Below are 14,967 nucleotides of genomic sequence, written 5' to 3'. Positions count from 1 at the left end.
TTAGATTATTAAAATTAAATTATAGTTATAACAAAGTTTAGATATTTAATATAATATGACAAAAAAGACTAAAGTTACAATAGCCTTTTTATTGTTTTTTACAGTTTCAATAGCAGATATTTTTGCAGTAGTTACGAGTAATAAAACAATGGAAGTAATTTTTAAGCCATTGTTAATGATTACACTAATAATAGTGTACTTAGTTTCTATTAAAAAACCAAGTATGTGGTTGCTTTTAGGACTGGTTTTCTCTTTTTTAGGAGATGTTTTCTTGTTAAATCAAGAAGAATATTTTGTGTATGGAGTCGCTTGTTTTTTAATAGCACATGTACTTTATATTAGGTTAATAGCATGGTATATAAAAGGTAAACCATTGATGAAAGGATTACTATCAATACTTCCTTTTATTTTGCCTTTTCTTCTTACAATGTATGTTGTTTACGATAATTTAAAAGATATGGTTGTTCCTGTATTTGAATACGGCTTTATAATTGCTGTTTTCGGAGCCGTTACGTTGTTAAATTATCAACAAGAAAAATCGAAAGCAAATCTTTTAATATTATTAAGTTCTGTAGTTTTAATGTTTTCAGATGCTTTTATAATTTTAAATATTTACCATAGTTATAGTAAAATACTTGACTTTTTTGTGATTCTGTTTTACATTTCTTCTCAGTTTTTAATTGTAAGAGGAATGATATTAAAAGAAGAAATTCCTAAGATTTAAAAATGAAAAAAATAGGATTATTTATAGTTTTACTTTGTATCGTTTCTTGTAAAAAAGAAACTTTAAAACTAAATTTTTTAAACGAATACATTGTTAAAGATTCTTTGTTGATAAACGAAACTTTGATAGGCGGAATTTCAGGTATTGATTTTTACGAAAACCAATATTACATGGTTGTTGATGACGCTAAAAATCCAAGAATTTTAATTGGAGATATTTTAATACAAAGAGATTCTATTAAAAAAATTGATTTTAAAAAAGTAATTCAATTAGATACTGCGAGTACTTTTTATAAAAAAAATGCTCTCGATTTAGAATCTGTTTTTGTAACCAATAATCAAATTAATTTAGTAAGCGAAGGATCTATACTAGAAGGGAAAAATCCAACTATTTTTACAATAGATACTTTGGGTTTTTTTCAAGAAGAACTAAATATACCATCGTATTTTAAAGCAAACTCAATTGCTAAACCCAAACACAATGCTGCATTTGAAAGTTCTTCAAAAAGTTTTGATAAAAAAGGTTTTTGGGTAGCAATGGAAGCGCCTTTACAGGCTGACGGTGAAGAGCCAACATTCCATAAAACTCAATCACCAATACGAATTACATATTTTGATAATCAAACAAAAAAAGCAACGAAACAATTTGCATATCAATTAGAAAAAATAGATAAACCTGCAAAAGGAAACATAAATTTAAATGGGGCAACGGCTATTTTAGAATACGAAAAAAACTGTTTTTTTATTGTAGAAAGAATTTATCAGAATGGTTATGAAACCTTAGGGAATACCATTAGAATTTTTAAAGCAACTATTAATGATGAGGTAACCAATACCTTAAATTTGCCATCGTTAAAAGAAGCAACATACATTCCGTTAAAAAAAGAATTGTTGTTCGATTTTACATCAATTCAAAATCAATTAACAGATAATATTATTGATAATATTGAGGGAATTACTTTGGGGCCTAAATTATTAAACGGAAATAATTCGTTAATTTTAGTTTCTGACGATAATTTTCAAGTTTACGGTAAGCAGTTAAATCAGTTTTTATTACTAGAAATTGAAAAAGAATAAAGTAGTTTTAAGAAAGTGATTTAAAATGATAAGCAGACTTAAAGAGAAGGCAATTCAAAAAAAATATAATAAAGCTATTGTAAAAACAATAGCTAAAAAGCATAAAGCAAACAAGGTACTTAAAGTAGCAATTTTATTAGATAATGAATCGTTAGAAAATATAATGCTAGCCAATTTAACAAGTAAATTACTTTTTAAAAAAGAAAATATTGAAGTATTAATATATAGAGAGTTTTCAAAAAATCAAGAAGTAATGTCTAAGTATTTTACAACAAAAGATTTTGAATTTAATGGGAGTTTAAAATCAGACAATTTAAAAAACTTCGTTAAAAAAGAGTACGACTTACTTATTAATTATGTAAAAACTCCAAATTTATATACGAATATGATAACTTTGTGGTCTAAAGCAGCTTTAAAAGCTGGTTTTGCTGAAATTGATGATAGATTGTACGATATTGTGGTCTCTGACGAAGGATTAAATGAAGCAGTTTTAAATCAAGAATTAAAAAAATATTTAACGATTTTAAATAAAATATAATGCAAAAATTTGTTGGTACCGGAGTCGCATTAGTAACTCCTTTTAACGAAGATTTAAGTGTAGATTTTGAAGCACTTAAAAAATTAGTGAATTATAATATAGATAATGGTACAAATTATCTTGTAATTAATGGAACTACAGGAGAAAGTGGTACAATTACAAAACAAGAAAAAGAGGCGATAATAAAAGTAATCGTAGCAGAAAATAAAGGGCGTTTACCTTTAGTTTTAGGTGTTGGAGGTAATAATACTCAAACAGTGGTTGAGGAGTTAAAATCGTTAGATTTATCAGATATTGACGGAATATTGTCGGTAGCACCATATTATAGTAAACCAACTCAAGAAGGTTTTTATCAGCATTTTAAAGCAGTTTCTTTAGCGAGTCCAAAACCAATAATTTTATATAATGTACCTGGACGAACCGCTAAAAATATGGAACCAGCTACCGTTTTACGTTTAGCAAATGATTTTAAAAATGTTATAGCAGTTAAAGAAGCAGGAAATATTCAACAGCAATATTTAGAATTGTTAAAAAATAAGCCAGCAGATTTTTTAATTATTTCTGGTGATGATGATTTAGCATTAGGAGTTGTTTTAGCAGGTGGAGCAGGAGTAATATCTGTAATAGGACAAGGTTTACCTAAAGAATTTTCGAAAATGATTCAATTAGGTTTAGCCGGAAAAAATAAAGAAGCCTACGAGATTCATTATAAATTAATGGATATTGTAAGTTATATTTTTGAAGAAAATAACCCAGCCGGAATTAAATCGGTTTTATTAAAAAAAGGAATCTGTTTAGATGAGGTTCGTTTACCATTAGTAAAAGCAACCGAAGAATTACAAACGAAAATATCAGATTATATAGATAATATATAATTTGTCTAAACAAAAATATAAGTTATAAGAGGCTACAGTTTTTTAATTGTAGTCTTTTTTTAGCATCTTTGTTAAATAATAGATATTCTACTAAAAAATAAAAATATGTTATCAAAAGTAATCGAAGCAGCTTTAAATCAACAGATAAAAATTGAAGCTGAATCATCACAAATATATTTATCAATGGCATGTTGGGCAGAAATTCAAGGTTTTGAAGGAGTTGCACAATTTATGTATGCACATTCTGACGAAGAACGTATGCACATGTTAAAATTAGTGAAATTTGTAAATGAAAGAGGCGGACATGCAATTGTATCTCAATTAGCAGCACCACCGATTGAATTTGGTTCATTTAAAGACATGTTTCAAACCTTATTTGACCACGAAGTAATGGTATCTAAATCAATTAACGATTTAGTACATATTACTTTAGAGGAAAGAGATTACGCAACACATAACTTTTTACAATGGTACGTTTCTGAGCAAATAGAAGAAGAAGCATTGGCAAGAAATATTTTAGATAAAATTAATTTAATTGGCGATGATAAAGGAGGTTTATATTTGTTTGATAATGACGTAAAACAAATAGTTGCCCAAGAGGCAGTAGATACAGCTCAGTAAGATTAACAAACATTTAATAAAGCTTACTCATTTTTATAACAGATTTTATGGTTTATTGCAATACTCTATTTAGAGTGAAAAAATCGTTTTAATAATCCATAATTAATCACTAATTTTGCCAGATGCAAAAAATTAAAAGTTTAGCGTATTTAGTTTTAATGCTATTGGTATTATCTTCATGTGGAGAATACCATAAAGTATTAAATAAAGGAAGTATTGAAGATCAATACAAAATGGCTGTAAAAATGTACGAAACACAAAAGTACAGTAAAGCCTTGCGCCTGTTTGAAAAAGTAACGCCATCGTATAGAGGTAAGCCACAAATGGAACGTATTCAATTTATGGTTTCACAATCTAATTTTAATATAAAAGATTATGCTTCGGCTGGGTACTATTTTAATAGATTTACAAGAAATTATCCTAAAAGTTCTAAGAGAGAAGAAGCAGCTTTTTTATCAGCTTTAAGTTATTATAAAGCATCACCAAGTTTTAGTTTAGATCCTACAGATACAAATAAAGCATTAGAATCTTTTCAAGGATTTATTGATAAATATCCAAATTCTGATAAACAAGAAGAGGCTAATAAGTATTATAAAGAATTACGTAGTAAATTAGAAAAAAAATCTTTTGAAATAGCAAAAGTATATTACAACACTGCTGGTTATGATTCTAGAAATTATAGAGCAGCAATTGTAGCTTTTGATAATTTATTAGAAGATTATTTAGGTACAAAATACAAAGAAGAAGCATTGTATTACCGTTTAAAAGCGGCACACGATTTTGTGTTAAAAAGTACAGATCGTAGAAAGTCTGAAAGAATTAAGACAGCGATTAAAGCTTACGATAAGTTAAAAAGAAGCTTTCCTGAATCTAAATTCATGGAGGAGTCTAACGAAATGTTAGCAACATTAAATAAAGAACAAGAACAATTAGTTAAAAGTTAAAAAATGGATTATAAAGAAACGAAAGCGGCATTAAGTACTATTACTTATAACAAAGAAGCTATCGAAGCTCCAACAGAAAACATTTACGAAGCTATTTCGGTTATTGCAAAAAGAGCAAATCAAATTAATTCTGATTTAAAGAAAGAATTAGTTGATAAGTTAGATGAATTTGCTACCTATAACGATAGTTTAGAAGAAGTTTTTGAAAACAAAGAACAAATTGAAGTTTCTAAGTTTTACGAGCGTTTACCAAAACCACATGCTATTGCTGTTGAAGAATGGTTAAACGATAAAGTATATCATAGAACTCCAGACGCAGAATAATATGTCTGTATTAAGCGGTAAAAAAGTATTACTTGGCGTTACCGCAGGTATTGCCGCATACAAAACAGCGAGTTTAGTTCGCTTATTTATAAAATCGGGCGCAGAAGTTAAAGTAATTATGACTCCTGCGTCTAAAGATTTTATTACTCCACTTACACTTTCCACCTTATCAAAAAATCCAGTTCATTCTACTTTTTACGAAAAAGAAGATGAAAACGAATTGTGGAACAATCATGTTGATTTAGGTCTTTGGGCTGATTTAATGTTAATTGCACCAGCAACCGCAAATACCTTGTCTAAAATGACTCATGGTACTTGTGATAATTTATTGCTAGCAACTTATTTATCTGCAAAATGCTCGGTATATTTTGCTCCAGCGATGGATTTAGATATGTATATTCATCCATCAACCAAAAAAAGTTTAGAAGCTTTACAAAGTTTTGGTAACATATTAATACCTGCAGCTTCAGGCGAATTAGCAAGCGGATTGGTAGGAGAAGGTCGTATGGCAGAGCCAGAAGATATTGTTTCTTTTATAGAAAAAGATATTGTTTCTAAATTACCACTTCGTGGGAAGAAAATTTTACTTACTGCTGGCCCAACTTATGAAGCAATAGATCCTGTACGATTTATAGGAAATCATTCTTCAGGAAAAATGGGATTTGAAATAGCAAAAACAGCCGCTAATTTAGGTGCCGAAGTTTTTTTAATTGCAGGGCCATCACATCAAAAAGTAACACATTCTTTTATTCATCGAGTTGATGTAAAATCTGCTGAAGAAATGTATCAAGCTTGTCATAAATACTATGCAGAAGTAGATATTGCCATTTTATCGGCAGCTGTGGCAGATTATCGTCCAAAAAATGTGGCTACTCAGAAAATAAAAAAGAAAGAATCAGCGTTAACAATTGAGTTAGAGCCAACCAAAGATATTTTAAAATCATTGGGCGAAGCGAAAAAAAATCAATTATTGGTAGGTTTTGCTTTAGAAACAAACAATGAAATTGAAAATGCAAAAAGCAAAATTACACGTAAAAATTTAGACTTAATTGTTTTAAATTCGTTACAAGATAAAGGAGCTGGTTTTGCTACCGATACTAATAAAGTTACAATTATTGATGCCGATTTTAATGAAAAAACATTCAGTTTAAAATCGAAAACAGCTGTGTCGGTGGATATTATTAACGAAATTATCCATAAAATTAGTTAAAAGTACTTTTGTGTTCTCAATTGCTGCCGTAAAGTTTTAACAAGTTTCGACAGTGCTCTATCAGACAAATTTAAAATATAATAAATGCGTAAATTTTTATTTTTAATTTTTATTTTATCATCAGTTTTTACAATTAACTCTCAAGAGTTAAATGCTTTAGTAGTTATAAATACTGATAAAGTGCAGAGTAGTAATAAGCAAGTTTATGAAACTTTACAAAAATCATTAACTGAGTTTATCAACGAAAAACAATGGACAAATAAAAATTTTAAACAACAAGAGCGTATTAATTGTGCCTTTACCATTATTGTAAACGAGCAAAATGGTAATAATTTTAAAGCAAGTATTCAGGTACAATCTACACGACCAGTTTATAATTCAAGTTACGCAAGTCCTCTTTTAAATTTAAACGATACCAATTTTAATTTTCGCTACAATGAGTTTGATCCGTTAATTTTTAATCCGAATACATACGATTCTAATTTAATCTCTACCATTGCTTTTTATGCCTATACAATTATTGGTGTAGATGCTGATACTTTTGCATTAAAAGGCGGTACGCAATATTTAAAAGCTGCTGAAAATGTGATGTTACAAGCACAATCTAGCGGAGAAACAGGTTGGCAAAATCAAGCAGGAAAACAAAACCGTTTTGCGTTGATAGATAATTTAGTGTCATCAAAATTTAATGCTCTACGCAGTATTTATTATAACTACCACAGAAAAGGTTTTGATGTTTTTGCTGATGATAAAGAAAAGGCAAAAGAAACGATACAAACAAGTGTTATCAATTTAGAAAAACTGCACAATCTTACCATAGGTAATTATATGATTCGTGTTTTTTTAGATGCCAAAGGAGATGAAATTTCAAGTGTTTTTTCTGACGGTAAACCAGCTAAAAATACTCAAAAAATGCTAGGTGTTTTAAACAAAATTGCACCTACTTATAAAGATAAGTGGAAGAGTATTAAATAAGAATGAAGAGTACAAGAATTGCTTTTTTAATTATTCTTACAATCATTATAATATATGTAATTTTTAAAGGAATTATAAATGGAGGCTTAGGTAAAACAGAAAGTTTTTTACTAACTTTTGTACTTTTGGTAATTTTTATTGATAGCTTATTATCAAGAAGAAAAAAAGAATAAGTTTCCGTATTTTTTATAGCATTATAATTCAATCAAAATACGTATTTTTATTTCTTCAAATAAAATATTTTGCTTACAAACTTATCCATACATAATTACGCGTTAATCAATCAATTATCTATTGATTTTACAAAAGATTTATCCATTATTACTGGTGAAACCGGAGCAGGTAAATCCATTTTATTAGGTGCTTTAGGCTTGGTAATGGGAAATCGTGCCGATTTATCATCCTTAAAAAACACGGATAAAAAGTGTATTATCGAAGCTAAATTTGCTGTTGAAGGTTATGATTTACAAAAATTATTTGAAAAACTAGATGTTGATTATGAAACAGAAACCATTATCCGAAGAGAAATTCTTCCTTCAGGTAAATCGAGAGCTTTTGTAAACGATACGCCTGTAAATTTATCGGTTTTAAATGCTTTAAAATCAAAGTTGATTGATATTCATTCACAGCATCAAACGATGCAATTGTCTGATGTTAGCTTTCAATTTTCAGTTATTGATGCTTTGGCTAAAAATCAAGCTAAAATAGCATCTTATAAAAGAGGTTTAAAAAAGTACGCTAGTTTACAAAAAGAGTTAAAGGTTTTAAAGGAAGCAACAGAAAAATCAAAAGAGCAATACGAATATAATTTACACTTATTTAACGAGTTTGAAGAAGCGAAACTGGTAGATGGTGAACAAGAATTATTAGAAGAAAAGTTAGAACGATTAAATAATATAGAAGATATAAAACTTAATTTATCAGAAGCTTTACAGGTTTCAATCAACGATGAAATTGGGTTACAGAGTTTATTAAACAGTTTAGAAAATAACTTACAAAAAATTAGCTCGTATTCTAAAAATTATCAAGAATTAGGAACTAGGGTTTCGAGCTTAAAAATAGAATTAGATGATGTTGTTGCTGAGTTAGAAAATGAAAATGAAGCGGTAGATTTTAATCCGAATGAAATTGAAGAGCTGAATGATAGATTACAATTAATTTACAATTTACAAAAAAAGCACTCGGTAGAAACGATAAAAGAATTACAAGTAATATACGAATCGTTATCAGAAAAAGTAGCCCAAGTAGCAGATGCAGGTTCGTTAATAGCAGCTAAAAATAGTGAAATAAACGAAGTTGCTAAAAAACTTGACGATGTTGCAGCAATGATTACCAAATCTCGTAACAAGGCCATACCGAAATTGCAAAAATCATTAGAGTTTTTGTTAACAGAATTAGGAATGCCAAATGCTCGTTTTTCAATCGAGTTAAGTCAATCTAATGAGTATTTTAGTAACGGAAAAGATAATTTATCATTCTTATTTTCAGCAAATAAAGGCGGTAATTTCGGGGAACTTAAAAAAGTAGCTTCAGGTGGAGAGTTATCACGAATTATGCTTTCAATAAAAAAGATTTTATCTGAAAACATACAATTACCAACCATTATTTTTGATGAAATTGATACAGGAGTTTCAGGAGAAGTATCTAACAAAATTGCAAAAATAATGCAAGCTATGGGTAAGGATATGCAAGTAATAACCATTACACATTTACCTCAAATTGCAGCAAAAGGCTTACAACATTACAAAGTGTACAAAGGCGAAGAAAACGGAGTTACAACTTCTAATTTAAAACTGTTATCTAAAGAAGAACGTATTGTTGAAATTGCTGAAATGTTAAGCGGAAAAGATATTTCTGAAAGCGCATTAACACACGCAAAAGAATTACTAAATTAAAACTATATTTGTTTAACAAACCAACAACTATAGATTAAAACACATAAATATGTACAATTTATTAAAAGGAAAAAAAGGAATTATTTTTGGAGCTTTAGATGAAAATTCTATCGCTTGGAAAGTGGCAGAAAGAGCACATGAAGAAGGTGCCGAATTTGTATTAACCAATGCACCAATTGCAATGCGAATGGGGCAAATTAAAGAATTAGCAGCCAAAACAGGATCAGAGATTATTCCTGCAGATGCTACTTCTATGGATGATTTAACAAATTTGGTTGAAAAATCGATGGAAATTTTAGGAGGAAAAATCGATTTTGTATTACACTCAATCGGTATGTCTGTAAATGTGCGTAAAGGACGTCATTATACCGATTCTAAATACGATTTCACAACCAAAGGTTGGGATGTTTCTGCGGTATCTTTTCATAAAGTAATGAATGTTTTATACAATAAAGAGGCCATGAACGAGTGGGGAAGTATCGTTGCATTAACCTACATGGCAGCGCAACGCGTTTTTCCAGATTACAACGATATGGCTGATAATAAAGCGTACTTAGAAAGCATTGCGCGTAGTTTTGGCTACTTCTTTGGTCGCGATCAAAAAGTGCGTGTAAATACCATTTCGCAATCGCCAACGCCAACTACGGCAGGACAGGGTGTAAAAGGATTTGACGGATTTATTTCGTATGCCGAAAAAATGTCTCCGTTAGGAAATGCAACCGCTTTAGAGTGTGCAGATTATACTATTTCAATGTTTTCAGATTTAACAAAAAAAGTAACATTACAAAACTTATTTCATGATGGCGGATTCTCAAATATGGGTGTAAGTACCGCTGTAATGGAAAAATTTGAGTAGTTTTTTTAGAAGCCATTTCCTGCTTTCGCTACTCGCTTTTTTAAGTAAAAAAAACTTAAAAAGAGCTTAAACAAACCGCTCAATCAGGGCTAAGTTTATTTGCTAATTTAAAGAGTAACCTAAAAGGATTTATAATTTTAAAAAGTTGAAAGTTTTTTTAAATAAGAACTTTCAACTTTTTTATTTTCTTATTTTTGATAAACTTCAAAAAACAGATATTATTAAACTAAATTTCTCCATTATAATTCCCGTTTACAATCGTCCACAAGAAATAGACGAGTTATTAGAAAGTCTTACAAAACAAGATTTTTCTGATGATTTTGAAGTGGTAATTATTGAAGATGGCTCAGGAAATTCATCCGAAGAAATTGTAAAAAAATACAACTCAGAATTAGGTATTTCGTATTTTTTTAAAGAAAATAGTGGGGCAGGAGCAAGTAGAAATTACGGAATGCAACGCGCTAAAGGAAACTATTTTATCATTTTAGATTCTGACGTAATTGTTCCTTCAAAATATTTATCCGAAGTTAAAAATGGATTAATAAGTAAGTTTACAGGCGCTTTTGGTGGTCCAGATGCAGCGCATAAAAGTTTTACGCCGTTACAAAAAGCCATTAATTATTCAATGACTTCAGTGTTAACCACAGGCGGAATTAGAGGCAAGAAAAAGTCAGTTGGTAAATTTCAACCACGTAGTTTTAATTTAGGATTGTCAAAAAAAGCATTTGAAAAAACTCAAGGTTTTTCTAAGATGAAAACAGGAGAAGATATCGATTTAACATTTCGCCTTTGGGAAAATGGTTTTGAAACACAATTAATAGAAAAAGCCTTTGTATATCATAAACGAAGAAGTACTATTCGTCAATTTTTTAAACAAACATTTTCTTTTGGTACTGCAAGACCAATTTTAAATAAAAAATATCCTGAAACAGCTAAAATTACCTATTGGTTTCCGAGTTTATTTATTATCGGATTTGATATCAGTATTCTTTTTGTAATTTTTGGTTATTGGCAGTTTATAGTTTTTTACGGATTTTATTTTTCATTAATTTTTATAGATTCTTTAATTCAAAATAAAAATTTAAAAGTTGCTTTTTTAAGCATTATTACTTCTTTTACACAATTTATAGGCTACGGATTTGGGTTTTTAGAATCGAAGTTTCTGAAAAAATAAATCCCACCAAAAGTATCCGTCATTCCGAATTTATTTCAGAATCTTATAAAGTTGATGAGCAAATTGTGATACGAAATTGAAACGAGCTCAGTTTGTCGAAAATTTAAATCACGTTTACGATTCGTCATTCTAAGTTTATTTCAGAATCACATAAAGTTGGTGATAAAATTTTGATGCGAAGCTGAAACGAGTTCAGCTTGACTAAAATTTAAATCATGTTTACGATTCGTCATTCCGAATTTATTTCAGAATCTTATAAAGTTGATGAGCAAATTGTGATACGAAATTGAAACGAGCTCAGTTTGCCGCAAATTTAAATCATTTCTACGATTCGTCATTCTGAATTTATTTCAGAATCACATAAAGTTGATGATAAAATTTTGATATGAAGCTGAAACGAGCTCAGTTTGCCGCAAATTTAAATCATTTCTACGATTCGTCACTCTGAATTTATTTCAGAATCTCATAAAGTTGGTGATAAAATTTTGATATGAAGCTGAAACGAGTTCAGTTTGCCGCAAATTTAAATCACGTTTACGATTCGTCATTCTGAATTTATTTCAGAATCTTATAAAGTTGGTGATAAAATTTTGATGCGAAGCTGAAACGAGTTCAGCTTGACGTAAAATTAACCGTTATTATTAGTCATAAAATCAAACTTTAAAATTAAAAGATTTCTGCACTCTGTTCAGCTTAACAAAAGTTTAGATAATCTCTAAAATATTTTCTGGCGGACGACCAATTACTGCTTTATTCCCATTAATAACAATAGGGCGTTCAATCAGTTTAGGGTTGTTAACCATTGCTTGTACAATTTCAGCGTCAGATAATTCTTTTCCCTTAAATTCTTCTTTCCATATTTTTTCGTTTTTACGAACTAGTTGGATAGGAGAAATGTTTAGTAGAGAAATAATTTCTTTCAATTCCTCTTTAGTCGGAATATTGTCTAAGTATTTAACAACTTCAAATTGTTTTCCTGAATTTTCTAAAATTTCTAATCCGCAACGCGATTTGCTGCATCTATTATTGTGAAATATTTTTATCATTTTATTTTAAGTTTTAAAGATATCATCTCGATACAAATTTGCTCATTCTTCACAAACTTACTCGATGTGACTAGTATTGTTTACTTTTCTTTTTGTCCGTTTAACATTAAGTACGATTTTAAAAAGGGATTAATATTCCCGTCCATAACAGCATCTACATTTCCGGTTTCATGCGCTGTACGTACATCTTTTACTAATTTATAGGGATGCATTACGTAATTTCGAATCTGACTTCCCCATTCGGTTTTTAGCTTACCTGCTTCAATATTTTCTCTGGTAGCTAAACGTTTTTGTAATTCAATTTCATACAATTGCGATTTTAACATTTTTAAAGCAGTTGCTCTATTATCGTGCTGAGAACGTGAGTTAGAACATTGAATTTGGATGCCACTTGGTTTATGAGTCAACTGAACTTTGGTTTCAACCTTGTTTACATTTTGTCCGCCAGCACCACTAGAGCGTGCAGTAACAATTTCTATATCCGCAGGATTTATATCTATTTCAATAGTATCATCGGCTACAGGATATACATATACAGATCCGAATGTGGTGTGTCGTTTTCCGTTGCTATCAAAAGGCGAAATACGCACCAAACGATGTACACCGTTTTCACCTTTTAACCATCCGAAGGCATAATCTCCATCAAACTCTATAGTAACTGTTTTTACACCAGCAATATCACCCGCTTGGTAGTTGAGTGTTTTTAATTTAAAGCCTTGTTTTTCTGCCCACATGGTGTACATGCGCATTAGCATTTCTACCCAATCACAACTTTCGGTACCACCAGCACCAGCGGTAATTTGAATGGTAGCACTTAAATTATCTCCTTCTTCAGAAAGCATGTTTTTAAACTCAATATCTTCTAAAAAGTTGGTCGTTTTTTCAAATTGTTCTATTACTTCGTTTTCATCAACATCATCTTCTTTATAAAAATCATACAAAACAGTAAGGTCTTCGTTTAATGAAATTACGAAGTTATAATCGCTTACCCATTTCTTTTTTAAACGAAGCGATTTCATTAAAACTTCTGCTTCTTTCGGGTTATTCCAAAAATTAGGATCAGCAGTCTTTTCTTCTTCATTAGAAATTTCTATTAACTTCTTGTCAATCTCTAAATATCCTTTTAACTTGCCAATTCGTTCAGTAATATTTTTAAGCTGTTCGTGTGTAATCATACAACAAAAATACATTTTAAAATCGTAGATAAAAATGGAAATAAACTTAATAAGCGACACGGTAACAAAACCGACAAAAGGAATGTTAAAAGCGATGCTGAACGCTGATGTAGGAGATGATGTTTTTGGAGCTGATCCAACAGTAAATGCCTTGCAAGAAAAAGTTGCTAAAATGTTTAATATGGAAGCAGCATTATTTTTTCCTTCAGGCACGATGGCAAATCAAACAGCTATAAAAATTCATACGCAGCCAGGAGATAGAATGTTTTGTGATAAATGGGCGCACGTATATAATTATGAAGGTGGTGGAGCAGCTTTTAATTCGGGAGTTACTTCTCATTTGATAGGCGGAAATAGAGGAATGTTTACTGCAGTGCAATTAAAAGAAGCGGTTTCTGGTAGAGCAGATATTCATGCATCTTATAGTAGATTAGTTTGTATTGAAAACACCACTAATAAAGGTGGCGGAGCTTGTTGGGATTTTAACGAGTTACAGAAAATACAAAAAATAGCTAAAGAAAATAGTTTAGCTTTTCATTTAGATGGTGCTCGTTTGTTTAATGCTTTGGTGGCGAAAAATGAAACTCCGCAACAATATGGAGAGTTGTTTGATACGATTTCGATTTGTTTATCTAAAGGATTAGGAGCGCCAGTAGGGTCTGTTTTAATAGGAACTAAACAACATATAGAAAAAGCATTACGAGTACGTAAATTATTTGGTGGAGGAATGCGACAGGCTGGTTTTTTAGCAGCAGCAGCAATTTATGCGTTAGATAATCATGTTGAGCGTTTGGCTGAAGATCATCAAAAAGCAAAAGAAATAGGAGTTGTTTTAAACAACTGTTCTTATGTAAAAAAAGTTGAACCTATTGAAACGAATATCATTATTTTTTATGTGAATGATGATATCAATCCTGCGGATTTTATGAAAAAAATGGAATCAAAAGGTATTTTGGTAATCTCAATGGGGGAAGGTAAAATCCGTTTTGTTACACATTTAGATTTTACGAATGAGATGTTAGAAAAATTATTAAAAGAACTTAAAATTTTTTAGAAAAATACTCTTATAAATGGTGAAAGCGCATTGGCATAAATACTTTTATCTTCTTTATATAAAACATCATATTGTACACCAAAGGTAACTTTACCAGTAATATAAGCTGCCCCGATATTTAATGACGGGTAGCTATAATTATCTTTAATAGTACCGATTTTTCTGCGAACGTAAGACTGTAATAATTCCGCAGAAAATTCTATTTGTGGTATTGGTCTGTACAAAGTAATAACGCTTGCAGAATACATGTTAGCACTCGTTCCTTTACTTTTGTTGTATAAGTAACCAAGATTACCTCCCATAGAAAACTCGTCGCTAAAATCGTAAATTACACCAGGTGCAATAGAAAGTGTTGTAGTGTTGTTACCAAAACTAAAACCAAAACTACCACCAAAACGTGTGTTTTCCCAAAAACTAGATTCCTGAGAAAAAGTTGATACTGAGGATAAAAAAAGACAAAGAATAATTAATTTTTTCATA

17 protein-coding genes are annotated in these 14,967 nt (G+C 30.1%); 14 read left to right on the top strand and 3 right to left on the bottom strand.

The genetic code is table 11. The annotated features are described in order from the left end of the window. The first annotated feature begins 55 nt into the window (after positions 1 to 55). From ACN5J5_RS01200 to ACN5J5_RS01140, 13 genes are all read left to right on the top strand, one after another. Positions 56 to 724, top strand: a complete 669-nt coding sequence (locus tag ACN5J5_RS01200; protein WP_418645536.1) for a lysoplasmalogenase — start codon at positions 56 to 58, stop codon at positions 722 to 724. A 2-nt stretch (positions 725 to 726) separates the two neighbouring features. Beyond that, positions 727 to 1,800: an esterase-like activity of phytase family protein gene (locus ACN5J5_RS01195; protein ID WP_418645535.1), complete on the top strand. Its 1,074-nt coding sequence runs from the start codon at positions 727 to 729 to the stop codon at positions 1,798 to 1,800. A gap of 25 nt (positions 1,801 to 1,825) precedes the next feature. Beyond that, positions 1,826 to 2,338, top strand: coding sequence for a DUF6913 domain-containing protein (locus ACN5J5_RS01190; protein WP_418645534.1), 513 nt, complete (start codon positions 1,826 to 1,828; stop codon positions 2,336 to 2,338). Beyond that, the gene (gene dapA, locus ACN5J5_RS01185; protein ID WP_418645533.1) at positions 2,338 to 3,213 is read left to right on the top strand and encodes a 4-hydroxy-tetrahydrodipicolinate synthase; all 876 of its coding nucleotides are present in this window, start codon (positions 2,338 to 2,340) and stop codon (positions 3,211 to 3,213) included. Before ACN5J5_RS01190 ends, dapA begins: the two co-directional genes overlap by 1 nt. Positions 3,214 to 3,318: 105 nt before the next feature. Continuing rightward, positions 3,319 to 3,834 carry a ferritin gene (locus ACN5J5_RS01180; protein WP_418645532.1) on the top strand — a complete coding sequence of 172 codons (516 nt, stop codon included), beginning with the start codon at positions 3,319 to 3,321 and terminating at the stop codon, positions 3,832 to 3,834. A 122-nt stretch (positions 3,835 to 3,956) separates the two neighbouring features. Continuing rightward, on the top strand, positions 3,957 to 4,778 hold the full coding sequence (locus ACN5J5_RS01175) for an outer membrane protein assembly factor BamD (RefSeq protein ID WP_418645531.1): 822 nt from the start codon (positions 3,957 to 3,959) through the stop codon (positions 4,776 to 4,778). Between the two features lie 3 nt (positions 4,779 to 4,781). Next, positions 4,782 to 5,102 (top strand): DNA-directed RNA polymerase subunit omega, encoded by a 321-nt coding sequence (locus ACN5J5_RS01170; RefSeq protein ID WP_068704026.1) that lies wholly within the window; start codon positions 4,782 to 4,784, stop codon positions 5,100 to 5,102. Between the two features lies 1 nt (position 5,103). Next, positions 5,104 to 6,312 (top strand): bifunctional phosphopantothenoylcysteine decarboxylase/phosphopantothenate--cysteine ligase CoaBC, encoded by a 1,209-nt coding sequence (gene coaBC, locus ACN5J5_RS01165; RefSeq protein WP_418645530.1) that lies wholly within the window; start codon positions 5,104 to 5,106, stop codon positions 6,310 to 6,312. Positions 6,313 to 6,396: 84 nt separating this feature from the next. After that, positions 6,397 to 7,287, top strand: a complete 891-nt coding sequence (locus tag ACN5J5_RS01160; protein ID WP_418645529.1) for a DUF4835 family protein — start codon at positions 6,397 to 6,399, stop codon at positions 7,285 to 7,287. 2 nt (positions 7,288 to 7,289) lie between these two features. Then, positions 7,290 to 7,460 carry a hypothetical protein gene (locus ACN5J5_RS01155; protein ID WP_418645528.1) on the top strand — a complete coding sequence of 57 codons (171 nt, stop codon included), beginning with the start codon at positions 7,290 to 7,292 and terminating at the stop codon, positions 7,458 to 7,460. Positions 7,461 to 7,529: 69 nt separating this feature from the next. Then, positions 7,530 to 9,182: a DNA repair protein RecN gene (recN, locus tag ACN5J5_RS01150; protein ID WP_418645527.1), complete on the top strand. Its 1,653-nt coding sequence runs from the start codon at positions 7,530 to 7,532 to the stop codon at positions 9,180 to 9,182. A 49-nt stretch (positions 9,183 to 9,231) separates the two neighbouring features. Continuing rightward, positions 9,232 to 10,038, top strand: a complete 807-nt coding sequence (locus tag ACN5J5_RS01145) for an enoyl-ACP reductase FabI (RefSeq protein WP_418645526.1) — start codon at positions 9,232 to 9,234, stop codon at positions 10,036 to 10,038. A gap of 220 nt (positions 10,039 to 10,258) precedes the next feature. Next, on the top strand, positions 10,259 to 11,212 hold the full coding sequence (locus tag ACN5J5_RS01140; RefSeq protein ID WP_418646518.1) for a glycosyltransferase: 954 nt from the start codon (positions 10,259 to 10,261) through the stop codon (positions 11,210 to 11,212). Positions 11,213 to 11,916: 704 nt separating this feature from the next. On the opposite strand, the gene arsC is transcribed toward ACN5J5_RS01140, so the two are convergent. After that, positions 11,917 to 12,258, bottom strand: a complete 342-nt coding sequence (arsC, locus tag ACN5J5_RS01135; RefSeq protein WP_418645525.1) for an arsenate reductase (glutaredoxin) — start codon at positions 12,256 to 12,258, stop codon at positions 11,917 to 11,919. An 80-nt stretch (positions 12,259 to 12,338) separates the two neighbouring features. After that, positions 12,339 to 13,433 (bottom strand): peptide chain release factor 2, encoded by a 1,095-nt coding sequence (gene prfB / locus ACN5J5_RS01130; RefSeq protein WP_418645524.1) that lies wholly within the window; start codon positions 13,431 to 13,433, stop codon positions 12,339 to 12,341. 34 nt (positions 13,434 to 13,467) lie between these two features. On the opposite strand from prfB, the gene ACN5J5_RS01125 reads away from it, so the two are divergent. Beyond that, positions 13,468 to 14,487: a threonine aldolase family protein gene (locus ACN5J5_RS01125; RefSeq protein ID WP_418645523.1), complete on the top strand. Its 1,020-nt coding sequence runs from the start codon at positions 13,468 to 13,470 to the stop codon at positions 14,485 to 14,487. On the opposite strand, the gene ACN5J5_RS01120 is transcribed toward ACN5J5_RS01125, so the two are convergent. Then, positions 14,484 to 14,966, bottom strand: a complete 483-nt coding sequence (locus tag ACN5J5_RS01120) for a hypothetical protein (protein WP_418645522.1) — start codon at positions 14,964 to 14,966, stop codon at positions 14,484 to 14,486. The two genes, ACN5J5_RS01125 and ACN5J5_RS01120, sit on opposite strands and share 4 nt — an antisense overlap. Between the last annotated feature and the right edge of the window lies 1 nt (position 14,967).

Source organism: Tenacibaculum insulae (assembly GCF_964512435.1).
In the GTDB taxonomy this organism is placed as follows: Bacteria; Bacteroidota; Bacteroidia; order Flavobacteriales; family Flavobacteriaceae; genus Polaribacter; species Polaribacter insulae_A.
Note: the sequence above shows the minus strand (reverse complement) of the source record. Positions and strands in the feature narration are given on the sequence as shown.